The 13,727-nt window shown below is 39.0% G+C and carries 14 protein-coding genes; 4 read left to right on the forward strand and 10 right to left on the reverse strand.

Translation table 11 applies throughout. From position 1 onward, the window contains the following. A partial coding sequence (locus Xhom_RS49030; protein ID WP_244590771.1) for an IS1 family transposase occupies positions 1-198 on the forward strand: 198 nt, incomplete at its 5' end. 357 nt (positions 199-555) lie between these two features. Here Xhom_RS49030 and Xhom_RS49035 read toward each other — a convergent pair. The 5 genes from Xhom_RS49035 to Xhom_RS49055 form a co-directional block, all read right to left on the reverse strand. Beyond that, positions 556-2,043: a surface lipoprotein assembly modifier gene (locus Xhom_RS49035; RefSeq protein WP_069315803.1), complete on the reverse strand. Its 1,488-nt coding sequence runs from the start codon at positions 2,041-2,043 to the stop codon at positions 556-558. A 117-nt stretch (positions 2,044-2,160) separates the two neighbouring features. Then, on the reverse strand, positions 2,161-2,622 hold the full coding sequence (locus Xhom_RS49040; RefSeq protein WP_232326294.1) for a Slam-dependent surface lipoprotein: 462 nt from the start codon (positions 2,620-2,622) through the stop codon (positions 2,161-2,163). Positions 2,623-2,707: 85 nt separating this feature from the next. Beyond that, on the reverse strand, positions 2,708-2,887 hold the full coding sequence (locus tag Xhom_RS49045) for a hypothetical protein (RefSeq protein ID WP_232326293.1): 180 nt from the start codon (positions 2,885-2,887) through the stop codon (positions 2,708-2,710). Between the two features lie 585 nt (positions 2,888-3,472). Then, entirely contained in the window at positions 3,473-3,721 is a 249-nt protein-coding gene (locus Xhom_RS49050) for a hypothetical protein (protein ID WP_069315802.1), read from the reverse strand. Positions 3,722-3,806: 85 nt separating this feature from the next. Next, positions 3,807-4,034, reverse strand: a complete 228-nt coding sequence (locus Xhom_RS49055; RefSeq protein ID WP_069315801.1) for a hypothetical protein — start codon at positions 4,032-4,034, stop codon at positions 3,807-3,809. An 802-nt stretch (positions 4,035-4,836) separates the two neighbouring features. Between Xhom_RS49055 and Xhom_RS49060 the strand changes: the two genes are divergently transcribed. Next, positions 4,837-5,658 (forward strand): intradiol ring-cleavage dioxygenase, encoded by an 822-nt coding sequence (locus tag Xhom_RS49060; protein ID WP_069315800.1) that lies wholly within the window; start codon positions 4,837-4,839, stop codon positions 5,656-5,658. 416 nt (positions 5,659-6,074) lie between these two features. Here the strand turns inward: Xhom_RS49060 and Xhom_RS49065 are convergent, their stop codons facing one another. The 5 genes from Xhom_RS49065 to Xhom_RS49085 all read right to left on the reverse strand — a co-directional run bounded on the left by Xhom_RS49065 (position 6,075) and on the right by Xhom_RS49085 (position 11,786). Continuing rightward, complete coding sequence (locus tag Xhom_RS49065; protein ID WP_069315799.1) at positions 6,075-7,091, reverse strand: serine hydrolase domain-containing protein; 1,017 nt, start codon at positions 7,089-7,091, stop codon at positions 6,075-6,077. Between the two features lie 138 nt (positions 7,092-7,229). After that, positions 7,230-8,414: a DmpA family aminopeptidase gene (locus Xhom_RS49070; protein WP_069315798.1), complete on the reverse strand. Its 1,185-nt coding sequence runs from the start codon at positions 8,412-8,414 to the stop codon at positions 7,230-7,232. A 35-nt stretch (positions 8,415-8,449) separates the two neighbouring features. Continuing rightward, the gene (locus Xhom_RS49075) at positions 8,450-9,583 is read right to left on the reverse strand and encodes an alkene reductase (protein WP_069315797.1); all 1,134 of its coding nucleotides are present in this window, start codon (positions 9,581-9,583) and stop codon (positions 8,450-8,452) included. A 435-nt stretch (positions 9,584-10,018) separates the two neighbouring features. Continuing rightward, a complete protein-coding gene (locus Xhom_RS49080; RefSeq protein WP_069315796.1) occupies positions 10,019-10,219 on the reverse strand; it encodes a hypothetical protein in 201 nt (66 codons plus the stop codon). 196 nt (positions 10,220-10,415) lie between these two features. Further along, positions 10,416-11,786 carry an aminotransferase-like domain-containing protein gene (locus tag Xhom_RS49085; protein WP_232326289.1) on the reverse strand — a complete coding sequence of 457 codons (1,371 nt, stop codon included), beginning with the start codon at positions 11,784-11,786 and terminating at the stop codon, positions 10,416-10,418. Between the two features lie 59 nt (positions 11,787-11,845). Here Xhom_RS49085 and Xhom_RS49090 point away from each other — a divergent pair, with 59 nt between their 5' ends. Together Xhom_RS49090 and Xhom_RS49095 are read left to right on the forward strand one after the other, a co-directional pair. Continuing rightward, positions 11,846-12,724 carry a DMT family transporter gene (locus tag Xhom_RS49090; RefSeq protein WP_099139811.1) on the forward strand — a complete coding sequence of 293 codons (879 nt, stop codon included), beginning with the start codon at positions 11,846-11,848 and terminating at the stop codon, positions 12,722-12,724. Between the two features lie 44 nt (positions 12,725-12,768). Beyond that, the gene (locus Xhom_RS49095; RefSeq protein ID WP_069315793.1) at positions 12,769-13,680 is read left to right on the forward strand and encodes a LysR family transcriptional regulator; all 912 of its coding nucleotides are present in this window, start codon (positions 12,769-12,771) and stop codon (positions 13,678-13,680) included. Positions 13,681-13,727 lie beyond the last annotated feature (47 nt).

Here is a 13,727-nt window from a genome sequence, read left to right on the forward strand (position 1 = left end):
GATTATGTTGTTTATGATAACCTTCCCGAGGAAGATCACCTGACTGGAAAGACGTTTACTCAGCGTATAGAGAGAACGAATTTAACTCAGCGTACTCGAATAAAAAGACTGAATAGAAAAACTATCAGTTATTCAAAATCCGAAGAAATGCACGATAAGGTGATAGGAACTTTTATTGAGCGTGAGTACTATTTTTGATATTCAATCTAACTATTTAATACATGACCCTCATTTTCCAGGCACTTCCTATGGGAATATCAAACAAACAGAAAATCATAAATATGAGTGGCTAATGACTGGTAAAAACTAAAACTCAACTATTTGATTATTATATATCCTCTTTGTTAAATGCACTTCAGCAGAAAAAAGATATCCCAGTTGTCGCTGTATTAGAGGGCCAGTGGAAAACTTTCACCACAATGATATAAAAGTTCTAGCATACCCTGTTGGAGTTATTTGCTTTGAAAAATATAGGTGCATTGATACTGGCAAGGATAAAATAGATCATGCGCGTAAACATGGTCTGCCGAATTTATAGATGTATCACAGCCTTGATTAAAAATATTTTTCTAGCTGTATCTGTATTTCGTTTTTATCATAACTGTACAACCAGTTCACATTGCTGCGATTGTGTCGATGGCGGAAAATTAAAGAGGGAGTCATTCCCAATATCTTAGTGGTAGGGAATTCAATGGAAGCAGTATAGATTTGTTCGTTATCTTTACGTCTGGCACCCAAGAATGGGCTGTAGGCTTTTTTCAGTGTGAAAAACAGTGATCCATTAATGTGGGAATAGAGTTGCCCAGCTATTCCCACATTCACTTTCCATTGCTGATAGCGAGCTGCTGGTTGTTGATTGTTTTGGTAGATCCAACCACCGCCGCCAAACAGAACTAATTTTTCACTGAGGGCATGAGATAGGTTGAAATAGGATGAGGAATATTCACCGTCTTTCTTGCGGAAACGCGGCTGATAACTCAATTTTTTATGTCCAATTTCAATATTGAGTGTGGTTTTATGGGCGATAAACCACTGCCATTCCATTTTGGCACCGATGGCATGGTATTCGGTATTCCCTGCACGCTGTTGATATTCAAACAGGGGGCTAAAGGTGAAATCATGGGTTCTGCTTTTATAGTTGTAGCCACCGACCAGCAAAAACGTATTTTTGTTTTCGTTGTGGTAATGGCGATAATTTTCACCATAAATCAGGCTGCGGCCAAAAATGCCGTGATGACCGATAAGTGGGTAATGTCGGCTTAATATAGCGTTATAAGTTATCCCCCAATCTTTGATAGGTTTTGGCGATTTCCGTTCAATCACGCACTTTCCCTCTTTGGAAAGCAGGCAGACCGATTTCTGATTTGGAGACATATTTATATTATCGTCATAGGTATAACCGAGTGAGAACGCGCTATGCCAGCCATTTCTTCGGGTTATTGCTTTCAGATAACTGTCGGTATTCTTTAGGACCATTATTGGTAACTGATGTTGTTTACTGACTTCTTCAAATAACTGCCCGGATTCTCGATTTTTGTGATCTTCAAAATAAGTACGGGCCAGTTCCAGTTTGATGCGCGTAAGATTTGGTTTTTGACGTAGAATTTTTTGATAATAAGAAGCCGCAAGCGCCAAATTTCCTTCAAAATGGGCCAGACCACCTCGAGCAAAATCGATGAGTAACGGATCGTGCGCAGGTAGTTTTTGATAAGCGATCAGGAAGCGTCTTACGTCTTGCCACTGTCGATAGTTAATGGCAAGGTACAGGACTTGACCGATATCTTTAATATTGTTTTCTACCTTGAATTTTTGCCCATGAATTATGATCGATGAATGGCCACTCTTTGTAGAAATGGTATTTGATATTATTAAGCTGGCCTCATTTTTTTGTTGATTGTGCTGTTGATTATATCGCGCATCTTGCCAAATATTGTGGCTAATATCTTCATTGGACTGAGCCGCTGGAAAGATGAATGAGATCAGCAGTGAGGTCAGTAATATAGGTGCTTTTCTCTTGCCAGTTACTTTTCTTTTGTCAGACATAGAAAACACTCGCTTACAGAGCCCATATTATTGGGAATAAACAGGGATACAAGACTGTCAAGATGAAAGGAAAAAGTGGAGATAACAGTACCCCAAATGGCACTGTTATCCGAAAAATTACTGTTTATTGCCGCCGAAAGCCGTATCTTTGTTTCTATCACTATCAAATTTGGCAATCCCGGCCAGAGAGGAGGCGGCATCACCATAGAATTTCCCATCGGTGGTTCCATTGACACTGCCATTGGCTGTGGCTTTGCCTGAAAATCCGGCATCATTATTTATATTGGCATCAATACCTATATTTAGTGAACTATTACTCAGTGAACCATTCAGTTTTTGGGAATCAAAGTCTGCGACTAATTCACCGGAGAGAAGATTGCTACCGTTATATTGGCTAAGGCCTTTCACCGTGTAAGTCGCAGTGCCGTTTTTTGGCATATTGGTTGTAACATCTTTGCCTAGATAAAAAACAGTATGGGTGATGTCCGATTTATCGGGTTTTTTTTGTGCCCATTCACCGAAGTAAACTTCTGCATTTGGAACCTGCCCGATATCGATATATTGATTCTCGATACCCAAAATTCTTGATCCTTTTTGTTTGACGTCATAGATATTGTTCTTGTCGAGAGTGGCGAGTTTTTTCAGCTCAGAGGCAGTGAAGAGCTTACCCCCAAACCCCAGGTATAGAAGAAATACCTAGGGCAGGATCACCCTTTTTCTCTCCGAGTAGAATATGTGGTTTGGTTTCTTGTTGGCTTATACCATAGCCAACTTTTGCTTGAGTCTGTGTTATCACTCCCAAAACGCCTAACACAGTGATTAATATATTGACCTTTTTCATCATTAGCCCCACTGAGTATGAAGTATCTTGTTATCCTGTCATAAGAGCGTCCTAAATTTTTTTGTACAGCAAACGTATGAATTAAAAATGTACACTGAGCAAAATATGATTAATAAATAGTCAGGTAAACCAGTAATAACATTACGTTTTTAATTTGTTGATTTTCATTACTTGCGATGTGGTTAACATATTGAAATTAAATATGTTTGTGTATTAAAAAAGTAGGTGAGCGAATTTGTGGATATTTCACCGCCTCAATTAATCCAAAATTCACGGCGGATGGGACTAGCGCGGCTGGAAACTAATACAACACATTATTGCCAACCCCGTCTGGGCCCGCATTCCCAGTAATTTATCCAACACAACATGGCGGCCGAAATTTTCAAAACCACCAAGCAAGTAACAACGGACACACATTCATCGGGCTGAGACACCTGATGGAAGTAGTAGAAAACGAAGGCAGCAGATTTTCGGTGTTCCTTGCCGGTCTGCCGGTCATACGAAACTGCGTAATGACCTGCACAGACTAGCCATCAGAAGCCAAAAGGACGGCTTTAAGTGGCCTCTTTTACCTCACATTAAGGTGCTTTACTCTGCTTGTATTCCGATAAAGCAGTCGCCCTTCCCGATGAAGAATAACCATCCATCATCCATAGCGCGAATATTTGGTGTTTCTTTAGTAGTCCAATGAATAGATACACAGGGTTGACTCTGTACTGAACCGTAGAGGTTAATATTCTGTTCCTGTCCATTGAAAGGAAAGATAATTATTGAGCTGATACCTGTTCTGACTTTCAGGTTATAACATTCTTCATCCGTAATATTGTCGGGTAGCATGATTCGTTTAAAGACTCTACCATTATGATAAAAATGTATTTCACCAGAAGATATTCTGTAGATTGCCCCCGTTTGTGAATCAATGTTAAGTAACTCCCAATGTATTCAAAATAATACCTCCCCCCATCGTTTGAGATACACGCCGAACAACCGCACTTTTTGCTGTACTGGGAGGACCGATAACCAATAAATGCTCTCTTGCTACTGCGGCAAGGATCATCAATTCGGCCAGTTGTTCACGACCGATGAGTCCATCGGTAGCTACATGAATTGCATTTCTAATATTTGTAATAATTTCTTTTAAAACAACCATTGTGATGTCCTATCTATCTCGATTGGTAACACGAGCATTCCAGTTATGTATCAGAGTGTTGTTCATATGATGCACATTTTCAAATGGGCGCTGGCATAGGTTTATAACACTGGAATGACAAAAATGGGTATCTGATGTGAAATAAAGCATAAATATCTTCTTGTTAGAATAGAGAATATAACTTCTACGTTACTTGGTTTCCTTGATAATCGCACTTAGATCGATATCGGCATAAAGTACCTCTTCTTCGTTAGGATTTTGCAACGGTCGCTTGGTGGCCTATTTAACGACGGTTACTCGATATATTGTAGTTATTGACATGATGGATTGCCTCCTTGGCACTAAAAAACCGATATTAAACGGATACTATAACCTATCATGAGCGTTTTCTAACGATACTGAATGGATAATATTTACAATGAATAAAAAAATAAAATTAAGAAATAATTTTTAAAAGAAATTAATTAAGTTAGTTCAACTAGAAACTATTAATATGGTTAATACCTATGGTCAGAAACTTACATCTCAGCTTCTTGTATTGATTTTTTGTTAGATTTCAATCGCTTTTTTCCTTAAGCTGTTTAGAATGACCCCGGAAATTCTTGATAGAAATCAGATATTGATTAGTGCCAATGTAAAGATCACCACTCCTGTTGAAATAAATACCCCCATACTTATGACAGTAGTTTACTCCTATGCCATCAACAAGTTAGAATCATCATCCGGATTTCAAACGCGATCCGCTACACTTATCTGAATCCGAAAATATAAACTATAAAAATGATATATAAGGAGCCACTTTATGAAAAATGAAAGAAGACTTTTTCTGAAAAAGGCGAGCGTTACGGGGGCCGTATTTTCATTATTACCTCTGATGCCAGCAGGAGTTCTTGCCTCTTCACAGAGTCAACCAAAGAAAGGGGATGGTATTGATATAGGCGTTTGTGAAATGACTCCAGAGGAAATGTCAGGTCCATATTTTATAAATAACAAATTACTGAGAAGGAATATAACAGAGGATGAACCAGGAATACCTCTTTTATTGACAATGAAAGTCATTGATTCTGTAACCTGTAAACCTTTAGATGATATCCTTATTGATATATGGCATTGTAATGCAATGGGAAAATATTCAGGTTGGAAATACATAAACCCAGATCTCGAAGCTCCATCTGATAATATAGGAACGATTTCAAGAACTGATGAAAGCACGTTTCTTCGTGGGGCACAAAGGACAGACAAAGAAGGCATAGTCAGATTCACCACAATTTTCCCTGGATTTTATGCTGGAAGAGCTATACATATCCATTTATCAGCAAGGAATGCCAATGTACAAAAAAGACAGGAAGATAAATTCTATTTTGTAGGCCAACTTTATTTCCCTGAGGATATATCTAAAGAAGTAATGATTAATGATATGTATTCTCCAAGGGATATTAATAGGCTTGAAAATGAAGATGACTCCATCTTTTCTGGAGTTAAAAATAGAGCTGCAATTTTGACAGTAAAAAAAATAGGTGATAATCCATTGGATGGATTACATGGAAAGATAGTTTTATCGATTAATAAAAACAATGTGTCCAAGAAAATAACCCCTAAAGACTTGGCTAAATACACTGTGTAGGTGAATCTAATTCAGAAAAATTCTCCATAATCACGGTTTGAGATCCAACAGGATGAAAATATACGCTAAGCGGTATCGAAAAAGAGACTTTGTGCTCTCAAAATAGTAGAAATTCGATATTTGGAACCGCTTTTGAGGCCGAAAAACAGAGTTTCATATGTATTAGCTCAGACCTGATCTGACAGTTACCGGTTATTTATATAGGTATCTGTCAGATTACATCTGGCCTAAATTCTTCTCAGCTCAGATGTGTTTTTCATCCCTCAAGGCTATCTCAACTCTATTTAAAACGGTAATTATTTATGACGAACATTTCATATGCTCCCATAACCATTACGGCGGCTATCAATAATAGTCAGGTATTGGCAAATAATTTGGGGCGAACCTTATTGTTAAAATCTGCAAATTATTCATAACTAATTCAGTAAGATATCGGCAATTTTATAACTTAGCGTTTGTGTATCAATAGTCTCCTGATTGCTCAGGACTGCAATAGTTAAACATGAGTTCGGCAAACGTATAAAATAAGTTCTGTAACCTGCCCAACCGCCGGAATGCTCTAAACTCGGTTCTGCTAAGTGGTTGTGATGTTCTAAACCAAAAGCATAAGGCTCATGATTTTTAACTGTATCTCCAATCAATGTTTTTTCTGGTAATACTTGAGTCATACGCTGGACTAATGCTTTTCCACCAGCCCTACCATGAGTTAAGTTTTCGCCCCATAACATGAGATCTTCAACTGTTGAGTGTACCGCTCCATCGCCTGTGTGTGTCCATAACGATTCAAGAAGCTGACTTTCTTGGCTATATGCGTGTGCAAATTCAACAGCTATTGGGTATTCATCAACAATGAATGTGTTTTTCATTCCTAGAGGTTTAAAAATACGTTCTTGGCTGAGTTCACTAAGTTTCATTCCACTCGCTTTTTCAGCCACTTGTGCCAGTAAAAAGTATCCTGTATTGCTATACTCGAAAGCAGTTCCTGGTGCAAATACAACTTGAGATTGAGCGTACAAGTGATGTAATGACTGTTCAATTGTCAACGGATCTTGTTCACTAATTCCAATTGAATCGGCCAACTCCATATAATCAACCAATCCACCAGTATGATAGATTAAGTGACGCAAAGTTACGGGTTCTGCATAACAACCTAAATCAGGCAGATATTTTATAATTGAATCATCTAACGATAAACGACCATCGTTTTCTAACAATAGAATAGTAAATGCAGTGAATTGCTTTGAAACTGAAGCAATATTAAATACGCTGTTTATTGAAAGTGGTTTATGTGATTCTAAACAAGCTAAACCTATAGAGCCTTGATAGGTTAGGCCGCTGTCGTATTTAGCCATGTACACAACACCAGGAGCATTTTTATCGAATGGTGTTAAGAGTTTATTTAGTGCTTTGATAATTTTGGTGTTTTTACGCATAATAAATGAATATATAAAGTTATTTCACATCACACTATTGAAATTAATTGAATGATAATACTATAAATTTACATCAAAGGACCAGCCTACTTCCCTGTATCTGACACAATTCCTAATACTTTCATCTGGATAGTTATTTTAACCTTCCAAAAGTACATTATGTTTTTTTAGTATTTCTTTAACCCTATCTTTAGGGATGGAAAACGAAGTGTTACCATTTCTCCCAACCATTTTTTTTGCTGCGATCATAGCATTAATTATTGCTTCTTCTGTTGCTTCTATTGTTGCCTCATACAAAGGATCCAGTTTGTCATTTGGCAGTATTTTTATTGTTTTCATCTCTTCCCTAGAGAATGCATCGCTATTTGCAGTTGAAAAGGCAATAAATATCTCACCGCTAGTATTCCTGGCAACACCGCCTACTCTTGCAAGTCCAAGAGAGACTCTTTTAGCTATTTTATCTAATTGGTGAGGAGCCAATGGAGCATCAGTGGCGACCACGACTATTATAGAACCCGCATCTTTTATTTTTTTCTTGTCTCCATGATATATCGGTTTAAGATCTTTTATTTCTTTACCAACTGGAATTCCCACAATAATCAAGTCATCCCTATCACCAAAGTTGCCTTGAACAAGAACGCCAACAGTATATCCGCCATCTTTTTTATCTAGAATTCGTGATGAAGTACCTGTTCCTCCCTTAAAATTAAAAAGGTTCATCCCAGTTCCACCGCCAACATTACCTTCTTCTATCGCCCCTGATTTAGCACTATTCAGAGCATTATAGACATGCTCTTTTTTTACATGCATACCATTTATATCATTTAATATTCCATCCCACGTTTCTGAAACTACAGGTAAAAACCAGAATAAATCATCTTTTAGTGGCGATGTTAGATTATTATCAATCATCCAGCTAATTGTTGAATCTCTGACAATACCAACACTATGAGTATTGGTTATTAATATTGGTGTTTCCAAGAAACCACTTTCTTTAACCCATTGGCTACCTGTCATATCTCCATTTCCATTTAAAGAGAATATACTAGAAAATACAGGGTTAAATCGCTTTCCTTTTGGTAGTATGGCTGTCACGCCTGTTCTTATAGGGCCTTTCCCAACTTCTAGCTTTCCATCACCTTCTATTATGGTTGAATAACCAACTTTTACCCCACTAACATCTGTAATTGCATTATATTTCCCTGTTACTCCTGAAAAAGGAATGCCTAAATCTCTTGCTCTAATCTCATTGGCTAAAGAATTAGAAGCTATCATTGTCGATATAGATAAGATCATAATATTTAATATCTTCATATTTCTCATAAATCCTCCTTGTGATAGCAAATTAATTTGAAGGATCAAGGCTTGGAACATGAAGATTCAACATGAAAATAATTCGCTTTCGGCCAGTCGATATAACCTTTTTCCCCATTTCCGTAATGGGTTTCATTAGGCGCATTAACGAGTTCAATGCCGCAGCGTAGGCGTTCGACCAAATCAGGGTTGGAAATAAACGGGCGTCCGAATGCAACTGCATCAACTTTGCCTTCCTCCCGGCGGGAAATTGCAATATCAAGATTATAGTTGTTATTGCCGATATAAGCCCCGTCGAATAGAGACCTCAGTGCATCCAAATCAACACTTTCAGGAACTTCACGGCTTTTTCCTGTCGTTCCTTCAACAAAGTGGAGATAAGCCAGCTTGAACTTATTGAGTTGCTGAATCAGGTAACTATAAGTTGCCATCACATTGCTATCAAGTGGAGTGTTCCCGACTTCTGTTGTTACTGGCGATAATCTAATGCCAACTCGCCCGTCCCCCCAAACATGGGTTACAGCTTCAACAACCTCCAGAATTAGTCTGGCTCGGTTTTCAATTGAGCCACCGTATTGATCAGTGCGATGGTTAGTGGAATCACGCAGGAACTGTTCCAGCAAATAACTATTAGCTGAATGAATTTCGACACCATCGAACCCTGCACGTTTAGCGCACTCCGCTGCATGTTTGTATTGTTCAACAATACCAGAGATCTCGTCGGTTCTTAGTGCTCGTGGCATAGAGACTGCTTCAAAGCCATTATTGGTGAAAACCTTACCGTCTGCTTTAATAGCGGATGGTGCTACAGGTGCTTCTCTATTTGGTTGGAGATCAACATGTGAGCAACGACCGACATGCCACAATTGCATTACAATTTTACCGCCGGCAACGTGAATAGCCTCTGTGATTTTTTTCCATCCAGCTACCTGCTCTTCCGTCCAGATACCGGGGGTTAAGGCATAACCACGCCCTTGTGCTGAAATATTGGTTGCTTCTGAAATAATTAAACCAGCACTCGCTCGCTGAACATAATAGGTGACATTAAGTTCGTTCGGGACGCCCTCCTCATTCGTGCGGCCGCGTGTTAAAGGAGCCATAACAATACGGTTGTCCAGTTCAATTTTTCCTAATGTGGTAGGTGAGAAAAGATCGGTGTGAATACTATTATCAGCCATGAAGATTTCCTTTTTTGATAATCTATTTTTGTGAAGGTAATTCAAACAAAAATCCTTTAGTCAACGGTATTGATTAAACATTGCAACCTATTATTATCGTTACCTGCGATACTGAGCGGGATAATATTTAAAACGGAGAAAAATAACACCAATCAACAATTTTAAATTGAAATAAACTAATGTTTAACATAAACATCTTGGTTATAGCTTCACTGTGTATTTATTTATAATAATCTATCATTTTTCGATTCAGCTTTTTACTCGGGTATGATGGAGTTGAAATAAAAACAATAAAAATATAAATCATTAAATTACAATGAGATATGTCATTGTATATTTATGGGCTAAATTCTTATTCAAGATAAGTTAAATTGATCTCAACAAATTATGTCCTTTTTACGCCCGTTTTTCTGGTATCGTTTTATCATGGATTATTTAAAATAAATCGTCTTCGTCATCATCTTCGTCATCACCTATCATATCCAGAAACATGTCGAGTAATTCATCACCATCTTCATCATCGAACCAGCCGCTTATAGACATTTCTTTCTCAAACAGTTTACATATTTCAGTTGATGCTGCTTTAGGATCATCACTGCCATTAATTATTTTTTCGATTTTCGCCCGTAGTTTCATTTTTGCCTCTGTTTTTGACTAAATTAAATTTTTTATGTTTTATTACAAACATAAATACATTTCAACAATATACTTCACTTTCTCTAACCCTGCTCGCAGAGATGAAAAATTAATCATAAAGGTATGTGATTTTAGCAAAAGCAGAGACAGCGTTAGAGGTACAAGAGGGCATCATCCTGAACTTAGTGAATTAAGATTAAAAGTATGAATGTAGTTCAATAACATACTTCACTTTTTTTAGTACCATCAGCAAAGATTTTAATTCTACTGACCCTATGGCTAAGCGGATTGCATGTGGTACATGCAACGATGTCGCAAACGGTTCAGCGGTTGATACAGAAATATTTTCTTGTATTAGGGCCATTGCAACTTGATCGGCTCTAGTCTCCTCTGCCAATGGGAGCCAGACAAAATAAGATGATGGATGGCTGATATATCGTATCCCAGCAAATATTTCTTTTACAATCAATTGGCGTGCTTGAGCATCTTTGCGTTTTTCTTCTTCCAATTCAGCGACCGTACCGTCATGTATCCATTCACAAATGATGGATGTCATTAAAGCCGGTGTATTCCACGTGGTTACTCTAATGGCACGTGTAAGAGCGGGCAAATGTTGATCAGGCGCAACAATAAATCCAACACGTAATCCAGTAGCAATACTTTTGGAAAACCCTGAAACATAGATGGTCAATTCTGGGGCAAGCTCAACAAGTGGCGGTGGCGCATTCTCTATCAGAAAAGCGTAAACTGCATCCTCAATAATGAGCAGCCCATATCGACGAGCCAGTTCAACTAAGCGCTTACGTTGGTTTTCGCTCATCACCCATCCCAATGGATTATGTAATGTTGGCATCGTATATAAGGCACGGACACGACGATGTTTGCACAACTTTTCAAGTGCCTCTAGGTCAAGGCCATCTTCTGCAGCAGGAACAGAGAGCAGCTCGAGATGATATGTTTCGGCCAGAATTTTGAAACCCGGATAGGTCAAAATATCTACTGCGACAACATCTCCAGGTTTTAATAGTGCCATGACTGTGCTGGCTAAACCATGTTGAGCGCCACTGACGATTAATAAATTATCCATAGGAATATTAATTTCCCGGCTTTTTAGATACTTTGACATTGCTGCACGTTCATGTTGTCTTCCCCCATGTGGCTGATAGCGTAACAATGCTTCTATTTCACCAGAAATGGATAATTTTCGCAGGGCGCTTCTCAGTAGCTCTGTCTGAGAAGGTAGTGAGGGATAATTAAAATTAAGATCGACCATATCAGTAATGACATGTTGCTCTATTCCTAAATTTGCCGGCAGAGCAATTTCACGTACAAACGTCCCTCGACCAATCTCCCCACTCACTAATCCCATTGCTTCAAGTTCAGCATAGACCCGAGTGGCTGTAACTAAGGACATTCTTTCATCTGCCGCCAGTTGTCTATGGGTTGGTAGCCGCGTACCAGGGGAAATTCGACCAGAACGTATATCCTCAGCAAATTTATCAACCAGCGATTTGTAACGGGAATGGGCCATAAGAAAATGTATCCATGACAATAATTTGATTGTCATGATGTTGAGCCATACGATGCTTACTCGCAACAATTAAAACTAATTGGGGAATAATGGTCATGCTGAATGAGCTTAAAAGTAAGACAGCAAGTGGATGGATTAATGGTTGCCTCGGTGTGCTTATCTTCAGCGGATCATTACCTGCAACAAAAATCGCTGTCATGGATTTTGATCCTATTTTTCTGACGGTCGCCCGTGCTTCTATTGCAGGTTTATTCGCGCTTATTGTTTTATTCATCTTTAAAGAAAAACACCCAATATATAGTCAAATCGTACCCTTAATCATCGTCGCCTTAGGCGTTGTTGTCGGATTTCCTCTTTTAACGGCATTAGCTCTTCAACATATCACTTCAGCACACTCAATTGTATTCCTTGGGTTATTACCTCTTTCTACGGCTATTTTTGGTGTATGGCGCGGTGGAGAACACCCTCATCCCGCTTTCTGGATATTTTCTATTGTGGGTAGTTTATTAGTAATGGGATTTGCATTCATACAAGGTGTATCTGCTTCTCTGGCCGGAGATACATTAATGCTTGCCGCCGTTTTAGTTTGTGGGCTTGGTTATGCGGAGGGAGCAAAACTTTCTCGTGTTTTAGGTGGATGGCAAGTTATCTGCTGGGCGCTGATTATTTCACTACCTGCAATGCTTATCATGACGTTTATGTTTATGCCAAATTCATTTGCAAATGTCAGTACACCGGTGTGGATTAGCCTTGTCTACGTGTCCCTTTTCAGCATGTTGATTGGTTTTATTTTCTGGTATCGGGGATTGGCGCAGGGAGGCATCGCTGCTGTTGGCCAACTTCAGCTACTGCAACCTTTTTTTGGACTCGCGTTGAGCGCAACTGTACTTGGTGAACCTGTAAACCTATTAATGATAGCTGTAACTATTGGTGTTATTCTTTGTGTTGTTGGCTCACGGCTATTTGCAAAGTAAAAACCAATCCTTTTTATTAATATATTTCTGATATAGATACCATTATGCGTAGAACTGATCATCTTGGTGGGATAACAGCGTTTGTCACAACAGCACAACTAGGAAGTTTTACTGCGGCAGCGGAACGCCTCGGAGTGACAAAATCGGCTGTAGGGAAAAGCGTTGGACGACTTGAATATCGCTTAGGGCTTAAACTTTTTCAACGTTCCACCCGCAGCTTAAGTCTGACTCCTGATGGAGAAGTCTTCCTGATAAGTTGCCAAAGCGCTATTGAGATCCTTGAACAAGCTGAAGCGGCACTCACTTCACATATTGCTTACCCTGCGGGACGACTCCGTATCGATCTACCGGCTGCATTCGGCCGTCAGCGTATCCTCCCTAACCTTTTGAAAATTACGCGTGATTATCCAGAACTGACGCTTACTGTTTCGTTCTGCGAGCGCTATGTCGATTTAATTGAGGAAGGCATTGATCTTGCAATACGAATTGGTGAACTTGCTGACAGTAGTGGGCTCGTAGCCCGCAGATTGACAACTCAAAAACTTGTTATTTGTGCATCACCAGATTATTTGCATTATAGCGGTGAACCTAATACTCCTGACGAATTAAGCCAACATCGGTGTGTCGTGGGGTTTCGCAGGGATCAGCCAGTATCTTGGTTATTGAAAGAAAAGAATGGTGAAATGAAACGTTACACTCCACCAGAAACTTATGAATTCGCTGATGGGGATGCAATGTTGGCGGCAGTTCTGGCTGGGTGTGGATTTTCTCAATTGCCATTATGGATGGTGGGTAAATATCTTGAGAGTGGAGAACTCAAAGAAGTATTGCAAGGCCATTCAGGTGGAGAAGTCCTTATTAGCGCGTTATGGCCTAAAAACCGTCAACTGCTCCCCAAAATACGTCATGTTGTAGATACATTAGTGGAGATGGAAGAAAATGGTTTGCTGGATTAATCGTAAGAATCAATACGTGAATTTAGATTGTTTTTTCGGCCATTTTT

Source organism: Xenorhabdus hominickii, assembly GCF_002632725.1.
Taxonomy (GTDB): domain Bacteria; phylum Pseudomonadota; class Gammaproteobacteria; order Enterobacterales; family Enterobacteriaceae; genus Xenorhabdus; species Xenorhabdus hominickii.

Bases quoted from the DNA above. Each gene is read 5' to 3' on its own strand.
- Xhom_RS49035 (WP_069315803.1), bottom strand. From the start codon at position 2,043: ATGTCTGACAAAAGAAAAGTAACTGGCAAGAGAAAAGCACCTATATTA.
- Xhom_RS49050 (WP_069315802.1), bottom strand. From the start codon at position 3,721: ATGCTACCCGACAATATTACGGATGAAGAATGTTATAACCTGAAAGTC.
- Xhom_RS49055 (WP_069315801.1), bottom strand. From the start codon at position 4,034: ATGGTTGTTTTAAAAGAAATTATTACAAATATTAGAAATGCAATTCAT.
- Xhom_RS49070 (WP_069315798.1), bottom strand. From the start codon at position 8,414: ATGAGAAATATGAAGATATTAAATATTATGATCTTATCTATATCGACA.
- Xhom_RS49095 (WP_069315793.1), top strand. From the start codon at position 12,769: ATGCGTAGAACTGATCATCTTGGTGGGATAACAGCGTTTGTCACAACA.
- Xhom_RS49065 (WP_069315799.1), bottom strand. From the start codon at position 7,091: ATGCGTAAAAACACCAAAATTATCAAAGCACTAAATAAACTCTTAACA.
- Xhom_RS49045 (WP_232326293.1), bottom strand. From the start codon at position 2,887: ATGATGAAAAAGGTCAATATATTAATCACTGTGTTAGGCGTTTTGGGA.
- Xhom_RS49075 (WP_069315797.1), bottom strand. From the start codon at position 9,583: ATGGCTGATAATAGTATTCACACCGATCTTTTCTCACCTACCACATTA.
- Xhom_RS49080 (WP_069315796.1), bottom strand. From the start codon at position 10,219: ATGAAACTACGGGCGAAAATCGAAAAAATAATTAATGGCAGTGATGAT.
- Xhom_RS49090 (WP_099139811.1), top strand. From the start codon at position 11,846: ATGCTGAATGAGCTTAAAAGTAAGACAGCAAGTGGATGGATTAATGGT.
- Xhom_RS49085 (WP_232326289.1), bottom strand. From the start codon at position 11,786: ATGACAATCAAATTATTGTCATGGATACATTTTCTTATGGCCCATTCC.
- Xhom_RS49060 (WP_069315800.1), top strand. From the start codon at position 4,837: ATGAAAAATGAAAGAAGACTTTTTCTGAAAAAGGCGAGCGTTACGGGG.